This window comes from Arthrobacter sp. SLBN-83 (assembly GCF_006715285.1).
GTDB lineage: Bacteria > Actinomycetota > Actinomycetes > Actinomycetales > Micrococcaceae > Arthrobacter.
Map to the genome: position 1 here is coordinate 2897346 of NZ_VFMX01000001.1, position 16995 is coordinate 2914340.

Sequence of the window (16995 nt, forward strand, 5' to 3'; positions counted from 1 at the left end):
CAAAGCGGTCATCTTGTCTGGAGCTTTCGACTCAGGGCGACGAAGAAGGCACGGAGCAGCATGATCCTTGCCCGGATGATAACGGAGACCGGCCGCCGCGATTTGGGGGTGGTGTTTTGATCGTGCAAACGGCGTGCCACGGTGGCGGATTCCACGTGTGCCATATCGCGGTTGAGGTTCGCCACGATTGCTATCCACTGGTCATGCGTTTCAGTCAAGAACGACGGAAAAGGAAGAATGAGGCGTTTCGCATCGGCGCGGAAAGCCATGGTGCAGCCGTAGTAGGGCCGGATGCCGATCCACGTAGTGACCAGGTTGGATAGCCACCGCCTGCTGTCGGCCTCCTTCAACTGCACTTTCTGCAGTTTGTTGGCAGGGCCGCCGAACACGGTGAAATTACTTGCCGCGAATGCCTTGGTTTGCAGGGACTTCAGCAGTTTGTCCAGCCGCCCGGGTATCCAGACGTCGTCCTGGTCAGAGAGCATGATGTAGGCGCCTCTGCTCGCCGCGATAGCCTTTTCGAAGCTGGCAACGTAACCCCGGTTTTCCCGGCTCGGAAGGAGGATGATGCGCGGATCATTGATGCTGCGGACGACGTCGGTCGTTGCATCCTTGGAGGCATCGTCAACGACGATGAGTTCATCATCGGGCGAAAGTTGGTCGAGGATGGACGCTATCTGCTCCGCAACGTAATCCTGGCCGTTGTAGGTGGCCATGCATACAGATACCCTGACGGTCTCTTTTTCGCTCATGAACTGATCCGTTCCTGCAGCGAAGGATCGATTTTTCCAAGCCGTCCGGTCCAGCCATCCCAGCAGCCGCGGGCGAGCGCGCGCAGTTGTCCCTTGCGGTTAGCGCCATACAGCAGCCTGAAGATGTCACTTTCCATCTGGAAGCGGAGCCGCCGCACCAGCCAGCCTGGGAAGCGCGCACCGTACTGGCGCCAGAGGTAAATACTGTTCCGGGTTATGTAGTAGACCCTGAACGGCGCATGCGAGTGGACATGCCGTTTGATACCCAGGACTGTAACGTGCCAACCGAACAGCATCATCGGCTGTGCTTGCCCCAGCGAATGGGTCATATTGCAGCCTTTTCCTATCAAGGTCGCAAGGCCATGCGACCGTACGCGCAGGTTGAATTCCGAGTCCACGCAGTCGATGAAGAGACGCTCGTCCATCATGCCAACGGCCTTGAGGGTGGAGACGGGTATCAGGGCACCGGACTGCAGGGGATCGAACGCCTCGGGGAACTCTGCCCTTCGGGTGAGCAGGGGAACGTTGAGTCCATTGTGCGACTGGGCGCTGATGAGCCCCGGCTCGATGCCCTTGGCCTTGGCTTCTGCAAAGGTCTCCAGTGCCGCAGCCACGTAACCCGGATCCAGCGCGGAATCCTGGTCAAGGGTCAACACAAAGTCGGGGGACCAGTTCTTGAGCGCCAGGTCTATCCCGGCGTTGAGGGCGGCGGCAATGCCTGCGTTCTCGGGCATCCGGATTACGGAGCAGCCCATCCCCTCGAGCTCCTGCAATACGAGGCTGGAGCGGTTTACGTCAGAGCCATCGTCCACTACCACGGTCTGCGCCACTTGCTTGTTGAGCTCCACAACCCTCTGGGGCAGGTCCTCAGGGGGGTGGAAGGCTGAAATAATGGCCACCACTCGGGCGTCACTCTGGCGCGTCACGTCTCACTGTTCCTTTTCGCTTATCCGGATTGACCGACCCGCATGCGAGGGGACTGTCAGGCAGCACGGCCCAGTCTATCGTTGGCTCGTATAGCCCTCCATTCGCCCCCGCTTACCGCGGCCCGTGGAGCCGCCCGACGAGGCCGGCCAGTAGTGACGGGGTAGCATTATCGGGGTGCTCATTACCGGGCAGACAGATCCCACCTGAGTTGATTCAAGAAAAGGACCTACCTGGCACATGGCCATTGACGTATTGCTTCCCTACTATGGGGATGTCGACCTGATGAAACTTGCTGCTCAGAGTGTCATGAGCCAGCAGTTCGAAGACTGGCGCCTCATCGTGGTGGATGACGGGTTTCCAAGCCCGGAACCCCAGCGTTGGTTCGAATCCATCTCCGATTCGCGGGTGACGTACCAGAAGAACGAAACGAACCTCGGTGCCAACGGCAATTACCGCAAGGCGCTGGAATTGGCTGAAGCGCCGATCGTGGTCGTTATGGGTGCTGACGACATCATGCTGCCCAACTACCTGTCCGTCGTCTCCAAGGCATTCGAGGCCTTCCCGCAAGCGAGCGTGGTCCAGCCCGGCGTGCAGGTGATTGACGAGAAAGGCCGTGCCTGCTCGCCACTGGTCGACATTGTGAAAAAGGTCTACGCGCCGACCACCAAAGAACCGGTTCTCCTCCAGGGCGAAAAGATGGCTACCAGCCTCGTGCGCGCTGACTGGGCTTACTTCCCGTCTCTCGCCTGGCGAACAGACGTGATCCGGCGCATCGGCTTCACCGAAGGACTGCATGTCGTACAGGACCTCGCACTGCTGCTCGATATCGCCGCCGAAAACGGCTCGATGGTGGTTGAGCCCACCCTCGCATTCCTTTACCGGCGCCACTCGGCGTCAGACTCATCAGTTAAGGCTCTGGACGGGCGGCGCTTCGATGAGGAGCGGGCGTTCTTTGAAGGGCAGGCGCGCCGCTTCCGCGAGCTTGGCTGGCAGCGGACAGCACGGGCTGCTGCCTTCCATACGACGTCACGCCTGAACGCGGCCACCCTGGTGGCCCGTTCGCTGGCTGTTGGAAAGACGGACTCGCTGCCCCGGCTGCTGAAGCACGTAGTTTCCTAACAGGGCTTAAACAGTAAGGTGGCTCCCGGCCCTAGGCCGGGAGCCACCTTACTGTTTAACCGGTGGGCTATATTTCAGGCAGTGGTTTCGGGTGGTTTCCCGACTCCGGGAACGTTACCGCCCGGTGAAGGTTGGTCGCTTGTTGCAAGGGTCTCCAGTTCCTGCATCTTGAGGCGGAGAATACCTACTTCCTCGGCCAGGACCCGGATTTCGTCCTCTGCCTGGGACTGTTCGAAGGATAGGTGCAGGCAGACCAACACGAGCAGCAGCAGCGCCATCGTGAAAAGGAGATTGGAAGGTACCTGTACGCCCAGCAAACCACTGGCCCAGAACAGGAGCTGTGGGAAGGCAACCAGGACGAGCACTCCGACACCGATGATGATCCATAGGACGGCATACTTTTCCCGCAGGTGCCGGCGGCGGAGCATCTCGAAAATAATCAGCAGGATGCCCAGCACAAAGATAAAGCCAACGAGGGTGGCCATGGAAACTCCTAGTTGGATGACGGGTCGTTCTTCTTGCGCGTCAGAGCGAAGAGAAGGGCAAAAGCTGAGCGGCCCAGGTAGATGGCGGCCTTCACGGGGTCGTGGCTTGGTGTTCCGCCCTGCCGTTCCCGCATGGAGACTCCAACCTGGCGCACCGTGCATCCGGACCGGATCGCAACCACCAGGGAATCGATGGTGTCGCCGAGGTACTCAGCCGGGTAGTGGTCTACATACTGCCGGATTGCTTTCGCATTGGCAGCGCGGAAGCCGGAGGTTACATCGGTGAGCCTGGTCCCGGCGATCCTGGAAATGGTCCAGGCAAGGACGTTCATGGCCCATTTACGCGGTCCATGGACGGTGTAATTGCCTTTGTCTGCGAAGCGGGCACCGATGACGATGTCGGCTTCGTGAAGGCCGTCAAGAACGGCCTTGATGTCGCGGGGATCATGCTGGCCGTCCGAGTCGACCTGGATGACCTGGTCATATCCGTGCATCTTGGCGTACTTGAACCCGGTCCGCATGGCGCCGCCCACCCCCATATTGAAGGGAAGCTGTACGACCAGTGCGCCGGCGTTGCGGGCCACCTGTGCTGTGTTGTCCCGTGAACCGTCGTCCACTACGAGGACATCGCAGGAAGGCCCGAATTCAAAGACCTCGCGGACAGTGTTGCCGATCGCCTCCGATTCGTTCCAGGCCGGCATGATGACAAGAGTGCGCTTGGCTGGCTCTGCAGGTGTCATGCCTTATCGTTTTCCAATTTGAGGTATGTTGCCAGCCGCTGGTCGGCGTCGACAACTTCGAAGCCCGTGGACCGTGCCTTCGCCAGGTCAAGGCCACTGTTAAGTGGACGGGGCGCCGCTGCTTTGTCCTTGAAGTACTCGGCGGTCGTGATGCCGGTGACGTCAGCCCGGGCTGCTCCGGATTGCTCGTAGACGTCCGCTGCGATATCCGCCCAGCTTTTCACCGGGCCGCCATTACTGAAGTTGTAGGTCCCGTGGGCCGCGTCCCCATCCAGCAGGTGTCGAATGAAGGCCGCAATGTCTTCTGTGAAACTCAGCCGTCCCTTTTGGTCGTTGACAACTGAGGGTTTGACACCCTTGCGTGCGAGGCTGGCCATGGTGCGGACAAAGTTGTTGCCTTCCCCGATGACCCAGCTCGTCCTAACGATGTAATGGCGCGGAACGACGCTGACCACCGCGTCCCCGGCGGCCTTGGTCTGTCCATAGACGCCGAGGGGCGTGAAGGACTCGTCCTCGTCGTGGCTGTCCAAAGTTCCGTCGAAGACATAGTCCGAGGAGACATGCACCAGAGTGAGGTTATGCTCGACGGCGGTACGGGCCAGGTGCGCCACAGCGGCAACGTTTATGGACCAGGAGGCGCTGCGACCCTCTGCCGTTTCTGCAGCGTCGACGGCAGTGTAGGCGGCAGCGTTGATGATCGTGGAGTAGTTCTTCCAGTTCCTGCCCGTGTAACTGGCCTCGCTGGTGAGGTCAAACTCTGCCCGGCTTGCGAACTCAACTGTTGTGTCGCCGTCGTACGTCCTGCGCAGTGCTTTGCCCAGCTGCCCGTCCGCACCCACCACAAGGATCTTCCTCGCGGGCATCGGTGCGACGTCGGCCATCCGTGGGTGTGCCTTGTCCTTGTCGGAGAGCTCGGCCTGGGCAAGTGGAATGGGCCACTCGATTGCCGCTGTTTCATCCGCCAGGTTGAGGAAGGTGTACTGACCCTGTGCGTCCGCAGACCAGTGATCATTCACCAGGTAGGTGTACGCCGTGTTGTCCTCAAGTGTCTGGAAGGCGTTACCGACACCCCGTGGAATGAAGATGGCCTGGCTTGGATCAAGCTCTGCGGTGAAGACAGCCCCAAAAGAGGGCCCTTCACGCAGATCGACCCATGCACCAAAGATACGGCCGGTAGCAACTGAGATGAACTTGTCCCAAGGCTCGGCGTGGATCCCGCGGGTGGTGCCGGCTTTTTCGTTGTAAGAGATGTTGTTCTGGACCGGCCGGAAATCGGGCAGCCCGAGGGCCACCATCTTTTCCCGCTGCCAGTTCTCCTTGAACCATCCCCGGTTGTCGCCGTGCACCGGAAGGTCATAGAGGACGACGCCGGGAATGGGGGTTTGGTGGGCGGCAAGCTTTTTTGAGAACTCCAGGGACATTTGTTACTGGCCCTGTTCCTTGTACTTGGCTTCGGTGGCAGCTTTTTGTGGACGCCACCAGTCCTCGTTTTCCCGGTACCACGCGATGGTGTTTTCGATCCCCTCATCGAAATTGGAGAACCGGGGCTCCCACCCGAGCTCGTTGCGGAGCTTGGTGGAGTCAATGGCGTACCGCAGGTCGTGGCCGGGGCGGTCAACCACGTGGTCGTACGCGTCAGGGGACTGGCCCATGTGCTTCAGGATCAGTTCGACAACTTCTTTGTTGTTCTTTTCTCCGTCGGCCCCGATCAGGTACGTTTCGCCGATGGTTCCCTTGGCGATGATGGCAAGTACCGCTGAGGAATGGTCATTGGCATGGATCCAGTCCCTGACATTCTCGCCCTTGCCGTAGAGCTTGGGGCGGATCCCATCGATCACGTTGGTGATCTGCCGGGGGATGAACTTCTCCACGTGCTGGTACGGACCGTAGTTGTTGGAGCAGTTGCTGATGGTGGCCTGCAGGCCGAAAGACCGTACCCATGCCCGCACCAGGAGGTCGGATCCGGCCTTGGTGGAGGAGTACGGACTGGACGGGTTGTAGGGAGTTTGCTCCGTGAAGCGCTCCGGGTCATCCAGTTCCAGGTCTCCGTAGACTTCATCAGTCGAAATGTGGTGGAAGCGCTTGTTGTGCTTGCGGGCTGCTTCGATCAGCGTGTAGGTGCCGATGATGTTCGTGTCCAGGAACGGGCGGGGGTCGTGGAGGGAGTTGTCGTTGTGGGACTCAGCAGCATAATGGACAACTACATCGGCATCGGCAACCAGGCCATTGACAAGCCTGGCGTCCGCAATATCTCCCTGAACGAAGTTGAAGCGTTCCTCCGGAAGGCCCTGCAACGACTCAAGGTTGCCCGCGTAGGTCAGCTTGTCCAGAACAGTGACATGGTCTTCGGTGTTTTCGAGAACGTAGTGGACAAAGTTTGAGCCGATAAAGCCGGCTCCGCCGGTCACTAGAAGTCGCTGCATAATTCCCTAGACTACCGGATTTGCTGCTGCCCTAAGCGAAGGGAAAGATGGGGGCATGCGCGGAATAATACTTGCCGGCGGAACCGGCTCCAGGCTTCATCCCATCACGCTGGGTGTCAGCAAGCAGTTGGTACCGGTCTACGACAAGCCAATGATCTACTACCCGCTGTCAACGTTGATCCTTGCAGGTATCCGGGACATCCTCATCATCACGACGCCGCACGACGCGGAGCAGTTTGAACGCTTGCTGGGGGACGGCTCCCGGTTCGGCGTCTCGATCACCTACAAGCAGCAGCCTTCGCCCGATGGATTGGCCCAGGCCTTTGTCCTCGGCGCCGACCACATTGGCGATGACAGTGTGGCACTGGTGCTGGGCGACAACATCTTCTACGGCCAGGGCATGGGGACCCAGTTGCGCCGCTTCAAGACCATCGACGGCGGCGCCGTCTTTGGATACTGGGTCAAAGATCCCTCCGCTTACGGTGTGGTGGAATTCGACGACAATGGCAAGGCCCTCTCGCTGGAGGAGAAGCCGGCGGCTCCGAAGAGCCATTACGCGGTTCCTGGCCTGTATTTCTATGACAACAATGTGGTTGATATCGCGAAGAACCTGAAGCCCTCTGCCCGGGGGGAACTGGAAATCACCGATGTAAACCGCATCTACCTGGAAGCCGGGAAGCTGCAGGTCGAGATTCTGCCTCGTGGAACTGCCTGGCTCGACACTGGCACCTTCAATGACCTCAACGATGCCTCCAACTTTATTCGGACCGTCGAAAACAGGCAGGGCCTCAAAATTGGTGCCCCTGAGGAGATTTCGTGGCGGCTCGGCTTCCTGACTGACGACGAGCTCCGTGAACGGGCCGAGCCCCTGGTCAAGAGCGGATACGGGGCGTACCTGTTGGAGCTTCTGGCGGAGAAGTAGTCCTGGGGCCTGGACACGAATAAGGGGGGTGAAGCCGCGGCTTCACCCCCCCTTATTCGTGTCCTAGTAAGTCAACGTACGGCATCCCAACTGGGAGTTGTAGGCAGCAAATATTGAGACCGCCACCCCATAAGTGCAGACGCGGTATTGGCCGCGGGCGCTGATGGGGACCGATGTCGAATAGCCGTGGTCGCCGACTGTCTGCAGGGCGCTGTTGACATCCGGCCGCTTCAAATTCGCGGTGAACGCGTAGCCTTTAGTGCTCCCGTCAGGATAGGTGATGTAGGCGTGCACCGGATTGGAAATGCCGGGCAAGGCAGGATCAAGCGTCCAGCCTTGCGTTACGACGGCAGCCTGTCCATTGGACACCTGGATGCCGGCGCTGTCGAGGAATCCCATGGTGGGCGGCGTGGAACTGACCGTAAAGTTCTTGCAACCAAGCAAGGTGGGCCCGTTGGAGACAGGTGCTACGCCCACGGCCTGGGCGCAGACCGAATAGGTGCCGGTTGCGGTGATGGGGAGCCCGGCTTGGAAGCCATGATCACCCACTGTCCCCAATGCGGAGTTCACATCCGGCCTTTTCAGGTTTGCCGTGACGTTCAAGGGCGCAGGAGTCGTCACGGTTGTTCCGTCTTTGGCGGAAATGTACACGTTGACCGGAATGCTCGTGGCGGGCTGGGTGGGATCCAGAGCCCAGCCTGTGACCTGAAGGGCCGCAGAGTTGGCCGCCTGAGTTATGGACAGGGTGTCGTAACTTCCGATGGGCGATGGATTCGCGTCGATGCTTACAGTCCTGCACCCAAGGGGAGTGTTTGCGTTCTGGCCTATCGCATATGTGCAGACCTTGTAGGACCCTGGAGCTGTCACGGGTACCTGATAGTCGAAACCGTGGTTGGAACCCAGTCCCGTCGCTGATTGAACGTCTGGCCGGGAGGTGTTTGCCGTCATGCGGTAACCGGTAGTTGTCCCATTCGGTGCCGTTACGTAGGCATCTGCGTACGACGACGCGGATGGATTGGCCTGGTCGACTGCCCACCCTTTGAGTTGCAGCGCGACTTTGTCGACCGCAACCACGCTTGTCAGGCTGTCAAAGCTGCCTACAGGCACCCCGATCCCTGTAGCGTTGACGCTCTTGCAGCCAAGGGGCGTATTGCCGAAGGTGCCAATCGAATAGGCGCATGCAGTGTATGTGCCTGATTGGGTAATAGGGACAGATCCGTCGAAACCGTGGTTGGGTCCATAGCCCAGGGCTTGGTCGACATCGGGTCTGTAGGCATTGGCGGTCCACGCATACCCGGTGGTGGTGCCATTCGGCGACGTGACGTACACGTGTGTCTGGTTTGAGGCGGCGGTGTTGGCAAGATCAACCGACCAGCCACGCGCACGCAGCGAAAACTGGGTTCCGCTGCCTGTTATCGACAGGGAATCAAAGCTTCCCGTGGGAAGCGCTGACCCTGCCAGTCGCTGCAGTGACGGGTAGTCACCGTTCCAGACGTTCGAGTCGCCCGCGAACGGTCCAGTGCTGCTGTACTGCCAAATGCTGTAGGTGCTCCAACTGCCTGTTGGAATCGGCCCGGCGTCGTTAGTAGGCGCACCGGGGTAAGCGGCCACCCACAGTGGATAGTCACCGAAGCCTGACGGGTTGCCGAGGCACTGGTTCCACCAGCTTGTGTTTGTGTAGATTGCCGGAAGCCGGCCGGTCAAGGACTTCATGGTGTTTCCAAAGTCCTGGACCCAGGAGGTCAGCTGCCCGGGCGTCATGTTGTAGCAGGTATTTCCGAAGTAGAAACCGTTGATGGTCCGGCCCTCGTACGGATTGAACTCGAAGTCCAGGACGGGCGGCATGGTGTAGCCGTCGGCTGACCAGCCACCGCCATTCGCTACGAAATACCGTGCCTGGTCGGCTCCCGAGGACCAGTTCGGGATCGCGAAGTGGTAGGCGCCGCGAATCATTCCGACATTCCGGGAGCCCTGGTACTGAGCGCTGAACTGGTCGTTGGTCATGTAATTGCCCTCGCTGGCCTTTACATATGCAAATCTCGCACCCATGTTCCACTGCTGCTGCCAGTCGACGTTGGGCTGGTAGCCGCTGACGTCGAGTCCCTGGACCCCGAATGTGGGCATCCAGGTACCTTCGGTTGAGAGGGACTCCAAACTCGGGCTTTTTTTGGCGGGAGTAGTGGACGAAGCTGTCACCCTGGCGGAACGTTGGCCCATTTCAGCGCCGCGACCGACGGCTTCGGCCATCGTTTGCGTTGTCGACGCGGACGGGGTCGGGGCGGAGGGAGTTGACGGGGTGGCTGTGGGCACCGGGGCAACGGTTCCAGCGGTAGGAGAAGGACTGGGAGCCGGGGTCGCGGCGGTTGCACTACCCGGCACGGCACTTTGAGATGATGACGGCGAGGGAGAGGGCGTGGACTCTACTGCGGCCGCAAACCCCGTAAGACCTGGACTCGCCAGCAGGGAGGTGGCGAGTACGACGATCCCGATGGATTTCAGGGCGTGGTGACGGGACTGAGACAGGTTCCGCTTCATATGTGCTCCGGAGACAAACAAGCACTCCACTGAGCGCTCATTCTTGATTGCTGCTCAGGTGCTTCCCCCCAGGGAAGACACGTGGGACAGGTGGTGCCGATAATTAACGCGCTCACCATAGCATCGCGGGGTGGCATGTAACCAGTGGTTCTGATGTTGCCCATGTGACTCAAGGAGCTCAAGAGTTGCGCGCAAAGCAGGAAAGCTGGGCTCGGAACACCCCATGTTGGGAAGTGCGCTTCCCAGAAAGAAAGTCGGGGAGCCGTGCTCCAGACCTGCCCAGCCGGAGTTCAGGCGCGGGATTTCTCCAGGGGCGCTACCTTGTTCTTGAAGATCCATTCCCTGTAAAGGAAATAGTTCCAAACCGTGGTGAGCACGGTCGAGGTTCCCTTGCCGATTATGTAATACCACCCCAGCGCGTCGAACCCAGTGACGATGAAATCGCTGACAACGACATTGAAAATCACCAGGGAGATGTACTTTGCGGCGCTAATACCGTGATGATTGGTGGCCTGGAAGGTGAAGATGCGCTGCAGAAAGTAGTTAAAGACCAGGCTGATCAGGAAAGCGATTGGAGTTGCTATAACGAGATCTACGCCGACTACCTCGTGAAGGAGTACAAGAAGCCCCAAATCCAAAGCAAACGAGAGGCCGCCCACAAAGAGGAACCTGAGCACGGAGTTCTGGTACAACTTCTGGACCCGGGTGCGCGGGACGCTACTTTCCCCGGGTGTTCTGCTGGCTGGTGTTGTGGTTCTTGAAAATCGCACGCGCCTTGGTGTCCTCCCCGGCATAACGGAGACTCCAGACGTTATGAGCTGACCTCCTAGTAACATCAAATTATCATGCCAAGAACCCAATCAAAACGACTCGCCATCCCCGGACCAGCCTCTGCCGGTCGCCCGGAACGCCCTTCTCCCGCCAAAGTACTGGTTGTCGCTTGGCTGTTGATCGGACTGCTGGGCAGTGTCTGGTGCTTCGCTTCCCCTTTGATGTCCGCACCTGACGAGCCGGCACACACCGTGAAGGCCGCGGCGGTGGCACGGGGGCAGTTCACTGGCAGCTCCACCGGTGTCCAGGGCGAGCGTCTTGCGGTTCAAGTCCCGGGCTACATCGCGAAGCTGGAAAGCAACCTTTGCTTTGCGCACCATCCGGAAGTAACGGCCGACTGTTCCCTGGCCATTGATGCCGCTGATCGGGGTACAACAACCGCACTTACATCAGCAGGCAACTACAACCCTATCTACTATGGGATTGTCGGGCTGGCAAGCCGAGGATTGAGCGGTGAAACAGCTCTCTACGCCATGCGGCTCTTAAGCACCTGGGTGTGCGCCTTTTTCCTTGCCACTATATTTTGGGCAGCCTCCAGTCTTCGGCGCTTCGTTTGGCCTTCGCTCGCGGCGGCCGTCGCCATTACGCCCGCAGTACTTTTCCTGTCGGCGAGCATCAATCCCACCGCCCTGGAAATCGGCACGGCTGCCAGCGTGTTTATGTGCCTTTGCTCTTTGCTGGAGCGGAGCCGCGCGCTGCAAGACTCTCATGCGAAGATCTGGTGCCTGGCTGTTGCAGGGGCCCTTCTTGCCAACACACGGCCGGTCTCACTGCTGTGGTTGGCTGTGGTGGTAGCTGCAGCTGTCCTCGCCTACAACTTGCAGGCGCTCGGACGGGTCTTCAGATATCGTCCAAGCTGGGTTCCGGTGGCCTTTCTAGGGGCGGCCTGTGTTTTTGCACTTGCCTGGGTCATCGGCTCCAACAGCTTTGACAGCCTCCTTGCCGGCACTCCCGTTCCCAGCGACGTGGCAGCGGTCACCATGATGGACCACACCTTCATCTACGTGCCGGAATACGTGGGCGTCCTTGGCTGGCTGGATACTCCTCCACCACCTGCAGTGGTGTACGCGTGGGTTCTGGCCATGGGCGTTGTTTTCATGGTCGGCATGACGGCCAGGCCGCTGCGGGCAAGGTGGTCCGTAGCTCTGCTGACCGTCGTTGTACTGGTGGCGCCGGTGGCGCTGCAAGCGTCGTCAAGCGAGAAGGTGGGATGGATCTGGCAGGGTCGCTACATCCTGGCGGTGCTGGTGGTCCTGCTTCTGGCATGTGGAGTCGCGGGACGTTTCGCTCCATTCCGAACTTCAAAGCGTACTTTGTCGATAGCCAGGTGGAGTCTCGTGGCCGGAGCTCTTGCCCATACTTACCTTTTGCTTCAAGGCTTGCGGCGCTACACGGTCGGAATTGCGGAAGGGCACGTCAACTGGACAGAAATGTTCGCCCCCCACTGGCAGCCGCCCTTTTCATGGCAAGGGCTGACACTTGCATACATTGTTGTTTTGGGAATAGCCGGATATTGCCTCTACCGGTTGCTCGCTTCCCCGCAGGGAAACGTCAGAGACACTGTAACTAAGCAGGGAACTCATAGCTCGTCAGTGCTGAGCAGGTAGGGGCCTGAGGTCCGGCCCTGGTGTTGAAGCGCCCGGCGGACGCCGCGTCGCTTCAACACTAGTAAGTCGCAGTGTCTGCGGCTCACCTACGTGGTTGCGGGCAGTTGTGCGAAGTGCTGATAGTATTCCGGCTGGCCGCTTCTAACCATTCGATTTTGGTGACGCCGGTCATATTGGGGACAGCGGCTTCTGCGTAACACCCCAATTTCCAAACGCGCCTCTTGGGACGGCCAAGTCAGTGAAAGGGTGTTATGCCAGCAAGAAGCATATCAACGGGGATTCGTCCCCTTGGCGGCACACTGTACTCGCTATTCGACCCTCGCCGGAATTCGCTCAACGCAATCCGCCTGCTTCTGGCAGCGGCCGTAATCGTTTCTCATTCATCGGTCATTGGAAACCTTGGGCCAGAACCGGAGGCTGGCGGGGAACACCTCGGTACATGGGCGGTCCTGGGGTTTTTTGCTGTGTCCGGTTACCTTATTACCCGTAGCCGACTCAACGGGCAGTCGCAGTGGTCCTTTTACACTGCGCGCTTCCTTAGGATTTATCCTGGATTCCTTGTCTGCTTGCTTGCTGTCGCCTTTGTTTTTGCGCCATTGTCTTTGTTGGTCGGATCTTCGGGCACATTTACTCTCTTCGACTCTCTGAGTTACTTGGCGCGCAATTTCCTGCTGTACCCGCCATTCATAAGTCAAACCAACATCGGCACGACTGTGCCAAACGTGCCAGTGCCGGGTATCTGGAACGGTTCCCTGTGGACGCTTTTCTGGGAGGCTTCCTGCTACGTAGCCGTGGGAACGGTTTGCTATATCAAGAATGAAAAACTCCGGGCGGGGTTTATCGGTGCTGGATTCTTCACTGCCAGTGCCGTTTCGACGGCTAAGCTGGAGGGCTGGATTCCTGCCAGTGTGTACACTCTGGTGGCGCCACTCGTTGCGGCGTTTTGCGCCGGAGCCCTGCTGTTCCATTTCTCCGACAGGGTCCGGGTTCGGCCTGCTGTTGCACTATCCGTGGCTCTACTCATGTTGAGCATCTTCACTGAAACCGCTTCTGTTTTGGCCCCACTACCGTTGGCCGTGATCATCATGGCTCTGGGCTCCGTTTTGCCCTTCCAATCGATAGGCGCCAAGTCGGATCTTTCGTATGGGGTTTATATTTACGGCGTCCCAGTTCAGAACATTCTGGAAATAGGATGGCCCGACCTTCCCTTGATCCCGTACATACTGCTGAGCCTAGGTCTGACACTGCCTTTGGCCTGGCTCAGCTTCCGTTTCGTCGAAGCCCCGGCACTTGCCTTAAAGTCCCGGCTGAGGAATAACCCGTTCAAGTCATATGTAGCGACAGGATCAAAATAACTTAGTGGACGCAGAATTCCCGTAACGTAGCCAGGGCTGTACCTGCGCTTCCCACAGGGCCGCTTCTGCTGACCACTTGTTGCGCGGCAGCGGAGACGGACCGATAAGCATAACGGGCAGGGATCAGCTAAACGGTCTGATGCCGGCGGAACTCCTTTGTCCACAGCTTTATCCGTATGACTTGGCAGCCTGTTCCCTGCTCTTTAGGCTGGACCTCAGTCGCACTGCCTCCGCCGGGGGCGGCAGTTGTATGGGGGAACATATGGACGCGCTGGGAATAGTCGAGGACGAAGTCCGCGAGCTTATTCGCCGCCGCGGGCTGGACCCGCTCAGGCAGGCGGGCGAGGTCCGTCGATTGGTCGAAGCCGCAGTCACCGACTACGACGAACGGGCCCTGATGGGACCCCTTCCGCCCCTTGGGCCCCTTGACGCGGCCCGTCGGTTCCTTTTCGACGCAGTCGCAGGGTTCGGCGTACTTCAACCCCTCCTCGATGATCCCTCCATTGAGGAGATCTGGCTCAACGCCCCCAACGAAATCTACGTGGCGCGCAACGGCGAGTCAGAGCTGACGTCGATCAGCCTTTCGGAGCAGCAGGTGCGGGACCTGGTGGAGCGCATGCTCAAAAGCTCCGGCAGAAGGCTGGACATGTCCTCCCCTTTTGTCGACGCCGCTTTACCTGACGGCTCCAGGCTGCATGTTGTTATTCCGGACGTGACCCGCCGCCACTGGGCGGTGAACATCCGCAAGTTCGTCGTTAAAGCAAGCCGTCTTGAACATCTGGTGGAGTTGGGGACGCTGACTCCCCAGGCCGCACGGTTTCTCGGTGCCGCAGTCTCCAGCGGCCTCAATATCCTCGTTTCCGGGGCCACGCAGGCAGGTAAGACAACCATGCTTAACTGCCTGGCGGCCAGCATCGGAAGCCGGGAGCGCGTCATCACTGTTGAGGAAATATTCGAGCTTCAGTTCCCGCTCCGGGATGTCGTGGGACTGCAGTGCAGACAGCCGAACCTCGAAGGTGAGGGCGAAATTCCACTGCGTCGACTGGTGAAGGAGGCTCTGCGGATGCGTCCGGACCGGTTGGTAGTGGGGGAGGTGCGGGAGGCCGAGAGCCTGGACATGCTAATCGCTCTTAATAGCGGTCTTCCTGGCATGTGTACCGTCCACGCCAACTCGGCACAAGATGCAGTAACCAAAATCTGCACACTCCCGTTGCTCGCCGGTGAGAACATTTCCAGCGCTTTCGTCGTCCCCACTGTTGCGTCCTGCATAGACCTCGTGGTGCACTGCAGCCGGCACGCCGACGGGCGGCGGCAAGTAACCCAAGTCCTGTCATTGGGACGCCGCGTGGAAAACGGCGTTATCGAATCGTCTCTGGTCTTTGCCCTGGAAAACGGGGTCCTGCAGCCGCGGGCCAACGCCATGCCAGCAGCGGAGAAGTTTTCGAAGGCAGGGTACGACGTCGCCGCGCTGCTGGATCCGCGATGATCGCGGCGCTGGTGGGAACGGCGGCGGGGGTTGGCTTCTTCCTGGTTTGGTGGTCCTGTTGGGAAACGCCGGACCATGGAAAGCGGGAGCGGAAACCGGGCCGGCTGGCAGACCTGCTCGCGGGCGCCGGGGTAGATAAAGTCTCACCCCGCGGTTTGGTGGGGACTTGCCTTGGGCTCGGGGTATTCGTGGCACTGGTCTTCTATGGTCTGAGCCGCTCCTGGCCTATCGCCTGTTGCTTCGCCCTTTTCGGCGGCTGGCTGCCAGTCACTCTCCTCCGGTGGAGGGCTAAAAAGAGGACGGCCATGCTCCGTCAACTCTGGCCTGACGTTGTTGATCACCTTCGCTCCGCAATCCGGGCAGGCCTGCCCTTGCCTGAAGCCCTTATCCAGCTTGGTGACAAAGGGCCCGAGGACCTGCGGCCAATCTTCCGGGAGTTCGGGGCTGACTACCGCGCCGGCGGCCAATTCGATGGTTCTCTAAACAAGCTGAAACATCGGCTCGCCGATCCCGTGGCTGACCGCATCATCGAAGCACTCCGGCTGACACGGGAAGTGGGCGGGTCAGACCTGGGAAAGCTCCTGGGGACCTTGGCAGAATTCCTGCGCGAAAATGCCCGCACCCGCAGTGAACTTGAGGCACGCCAGTCCTGGACCATCAATGCGGCCCGGCTCGCCGTTGCTGCGCCCTGGATTGTCATGATTCTGCTGGCCACCAGACCGGAAGCAATCCAGGCCTACAACACGCCCGCGGGCGCCGCAGTGCTGCTCGGTGGGCTGGTGGTTTCGCTGGTTTGCTACACAGTGATGTTGAAAATCGGGGCGCTGCCGCAGGACGAAAGGGTGTTGCGTTGATGGTTGCTTCCCCTGCCGCCGCAATCTGCGGGATTGCCTTGGGCCTCGGATTATGGCTCGTTATCTTCCGGTCTCCTCCCATGCGCCCCATAACGTTGGCTGAACGGATCGAGCCGCAGCTGAAGTCCCAGAACCTGGAGTCGCGGCTCCTGCGCGCCGGGGAGCAGAACCTCACGCCATTCGGCCCCCTTGAACGGATTCTCCGGCCGGTCTTCCGGGACTGGCTCACCACCTTGGGAAAACTCAACCCCTCGCCCGGGGCCACTGCCAGGCGACTCGCCCAAGCCGGAATCAACAAACCTCCCCTTGACTTCCGTGCAGAGCAATTGCTGTGGGCTGCGGCCGGTTTTGTCGTCTCACTGATCGTCGTCCTGATCGGAGCAGCAGCCGGCAGGTTCAACCCGGTTTTTTCGGCGGCGGTGATCATCGGCAGTGCCGCAGCAGGTTTCGTGCTGCGGGACTACTGGCTGGGTGTCCAAGTTCGCCGGCGGGAAACGCGGATGATGGCGGAGTTTCCCAGTCTTGCCGAATTGATGGCCCTGGCCGTTGGCGCGGGGGAGAGCGCAACGGGCGCTTTGGACCGTGTGTGCAGGAGTGCGAAGGGTGAACTGTCCAAGGAGTTTTCGAAGATCCTAGCGGAGACAAGAGCCGGCAAGCCCTTGGTGCTGGCCCTTCAGGAGTTTTCTGCACGAACCGACCTTGCACCTCTGGTCAGGTTCGTCGACGGGATCATCGTGGCAGTGGAAAGAGGAACACCGTTGGCGGATGTGCTCCGTGCGCAGGCGCAGGACGTACGCGATTCAGCAAAGCGCGACCTTATGGAAGCTGCCGGGAAGAAGGAGATCGCGATGATGGTGCCCTTGGTTTTCGGAGTGCTTCCCCTAACCGTCGTCTTCGCGGTATTTCCCGGCATCGCCGCCATCAACCTGGGCTTCTGATGGGCGCCAGACCCGAGACCG

Annotated in this window: 15 protein-coding genes; 7 read left to right on the forward strand and 8 right to left on the reverse strand. The window is 59.7% G+C overall.

Features of this window, described 5'->3' with window-relative positions:
* Window positions 1–8: 8 nt before the first annotated feature.
* Window positions 9–752 carry a glycosyltransferase gene (locus FBY30_RS13440; RefSeq protein WP_235009443.1) on the reverse strand — a complete coding sequence of 248 codons (744 nt, stop codon included), beginning with the start codon at window positions 750–752 and terminating at the stop codon, window positions 9–11.
* Window positions 749–1678, reverse strand: coding sequence for a glycosyltransferase (locus tag FBY30_RS13445; RefSeq protein WP_235009444.1), 930 nt, complete (start codon window positions 1676–1678; stop codon window positions 749–751). Before FBY30_RS13445 ends, FBY30_RS13440 begins: the two co-directional genes overlap by 4 nt.
* A 238-nt stretch (window positions 1679–1916) precedes the next feature.
* On the opposite strand from FBY30_RS13445, the gene FBY30_RS13450 reads away from it, so the two are divergent.
* Window positions 1917–2798 (forward strand): glycosyltransferase family 2 protein, encoded by an 882-nt coding sequence (locus tag FBY30_RS13450; protein WP_142133304.1) that lies wholly within the window; start codon window positions 1917–1919, stop codon window positions 2796–2798.
* 74 nt (window positions 2799–2872) lie between these two features.
* Here the strand turns inward: FBY30_RS13450 and FBY30_RS13455 are convergent, their stop codons facing one another.
* Genes FBY30_RS13455 through rfbB form a run of 4 tightly spaced genes read right to left on the reverse strand, consistent with a single transcriptional unit; the run spans window position 2873 to window position 6446 of the window.
* Window positions 2873–3283, reverse strand: a complete 411-nt coding sequence (locus FBY30_RS13455) for a DUF2304 domain-containing protein (protein WP_142133305.1) — start codon at window positions 3281–3283, stop codon at window positions 2873–2875.
* An 8-nt stretch (window positions 3284–3291) separates the two neighbouring features.
* Window positions 3292–4023, reverse strand: a complete 732-nt coding sequence (locus FBY30_RS13460) for a glycosyltransferase family 2 protein (RefSeq protein WP_142133306.1) — start codon at window positions 4021–4023, stop codon at window positions 3292–3294.
* Entirely contained in the window at window positions 4020–5444 is a 1425-nt protein-coding gene (locus FBY30_RS13465; protein WP_142133307.1) for a sugar nucleotide-binding protein, read from the reverse strand. Before FBY30_RS13465 ends, FBY30_RS13460 begins: the two co-directional genes overlap by 4 nt.
* Before the next feature lie 3 nt (window positions 5445–5447).
* Complete coding sequence (rfbB, locus tag FBY30_RS13470) at window positions 5448–6446, reverse strand: dTDP-glucose 4,6-dehydratase (RefSeq protein WP_142133308.1); 999 nt, start codon at window positions 6444–6446, stop codon at window positions 5448–5450.
* A gap of 55 nt (window positions 6447–6501) precedes the next feature.
* Here rfbB and rfbA point away from each other — a divergent pair, with 55 nt between their 5' ends.
* Window positions 6502–7368: a glucose-1-phosphate thymidylyltransferase RfbA gene (rfbA, locus tag FBY30_RS13475; RefSeq protein WP_142133309.1), complete on the forward strand. Its 867-nt coding sequence runs from the start codon at window positions 6502–6504 to the stop codon at window positions 7366–7368.
* Between the two features lie 63 nt (window positions 7369–7431).
* Here the strand turns inward: rfbA and FBY30_RS13480 are convergent, their stop codons facing one another.
* Window positions 7432–9492 carry a lysozyme gene (locus FBY30_RS13480; protein WP_142133310.1) on the reverse strand — a complete coding sequence of 687 codons (2061 nt, stop codon included), beginning with the start codon at window positions 9490–9492 and terminating at the stop codon, window positions 7432–7434.
* A gap of 701 nt (window positions 9493–10193) precedes the next feature.
* Entirely contained in the window at window positions 10194–10562 is a 369-nt protein-coding gene (locus FBY30_RS13485) for a GtrA family protein (protein ID WP_235009445.1), read from the reverse strand.
* Window positions 10563–10850: 288 nt separating this feature from the next.
* On the opposite strand from FBY30_RS13485, the gene FBY30_RS13490 reads away from it, so the two are divergent.
* The 5 genes from FBY30_RS13490 (at window position 10851) to FBY30_RS13510 (ending at window position 16974) form a co-directional block, all read left to right on the forward strand.
* Window positions 10851–12341, forward strand: coding sequence for a DUF2142 domain-containing protein (locus tag FBY30_RS13490; RefSeq protein WP_160141472.1), 1491 nt, complete (start codon window positions 10851–10853; stop codon window positions 12339–12341).
* 566 nt (window positions 12342–12907) lie between these two features.
* Window positions 12908–13696 (forward strand): acyltransferase family protein, encoded by a 789-nt coding sequence (locus FBY30_RS13495; protein WP_327437013.1) that lies wholly within the window; start codon window positions 12908–12910, stop codon window positions 13694–13696.
* 262 nt (window positions 13697–13958) lie between these two features.
* Window positions 13959–15182 (forward strand): CpaF family protein, encoded by a 1224-nt coding sequence (locus FBY30_RS13500; protein ID WP_142135273.1) that lies wholly within the window; start codon window positions 13959–13961, stop codon window positions 15180–15182.
* Window positions 15179–16036 (forward strand): type II secretion system F family protein, encoded by an 858-nt coding sequence (locus tag FBY30_RS13505; protein ID WP_200830688.1) that lies wholly within the window; start codon window positions 15179–15181, stop codon window positions 16034–16036. The genes FBY30_RS13500 and FBY30_RS13505 overlap by 4 nt, the downstream gene beginning before the upstream one ends.
* Window positions 16036–16974, forward strand: coding sequence for a type II secretion system F family protein (locus FBY30_RS13510; RefSeq protein WP_142133314.1), 939 nt, complete (start codon window positions 16036–16038; stop codon window positions 16972–16974). The genes FBY30_RS13505 and FBY30_RS13510 overlap by 1 nt, the downstream gene beginning before the upstream one ends.
* Window positions 16975–16995: the final 21 nt, after the last annotated feature.

Bases quoted from the DNA above. Each gene is read 5' to 3' on its own strand.
- rfbB (WP_142133308.1), bottom strand. From the start codon at position 6,446: ATGCAGCGACTTCTAGTGACCGGCGGAGCCGGCTTTATCGGCTCAAAC.
- FBY30_RS13455 (WP_142133305.1), bottom strand. From the start codon at position 3,283: ATGGCCACCCTCGTTGGCTTTATCTTTGTGCTGGGCATCCTGCTGATT.
- FBY30_RS13440 (WP_235009443.1), bottom strand. From the start codon at position 752: ATGAGCGAAAAAGAGACCGTCAGGGTATCTGTATGCATGGCCACCTAC.
- FBY30_RS13480 (WP_142133310.1), bottom strand. From the start codon at position 9,492: ATGCCCACATTCGGGGTCCAGGGACTCGACGTCAGCGGCTACCAGCCC.
- FBY30_RS13505 (WP_200830688.1), top strand. From the start codon at position 15,179: ATGATCGCGGCGCTGGTGGGAACGGCGGCGGGGGTTGGCTTCTTCCTG.
- rfbA (WP_142133309.1), top strand. From the start codon at position 6,502: ATGCGCGGAATAATACTTGCCGGCGGAACCGGCTCCAGGCTTCATCCC.
- FBY30_RS13510 (WP_142133314.1), top strand. From the start codon at position 16,036: ATGGTTGCTTCCCCTGCCGCCGCAATCTGCGGGATTGCCTTGGGCCTC.
- FBY30_RS13500 (WP_142135273.1), top strand. From the start codon at position 13,959: ATGGACGCGCTGGGAATAGTCGAGGACGAAGTCCGCGAGCTTATTCGC.
- FBY30_RS13450 (WP_142133304.1), top strand. From the start codon at position 1,917: ATGGCCATTGACGTATTGCTTCCCTACTATGGGGATGTCGACCTGATG.
- FBY30_RS13465 (WP_142133307.1), bottom strand. From the start codon at position 5,444: ATGTCCCTGGAGTTCTCAAAAAAGCTTGCCGCCCACCAAACCCCCATT.
- FBY30_RS13460 (WP_142133306.1), bottom strand. From the start codon at position 4,023: ATGACACCTGCAGAGCCAGCCAAGCGCACTCTTGTCATCATGCCGGCC.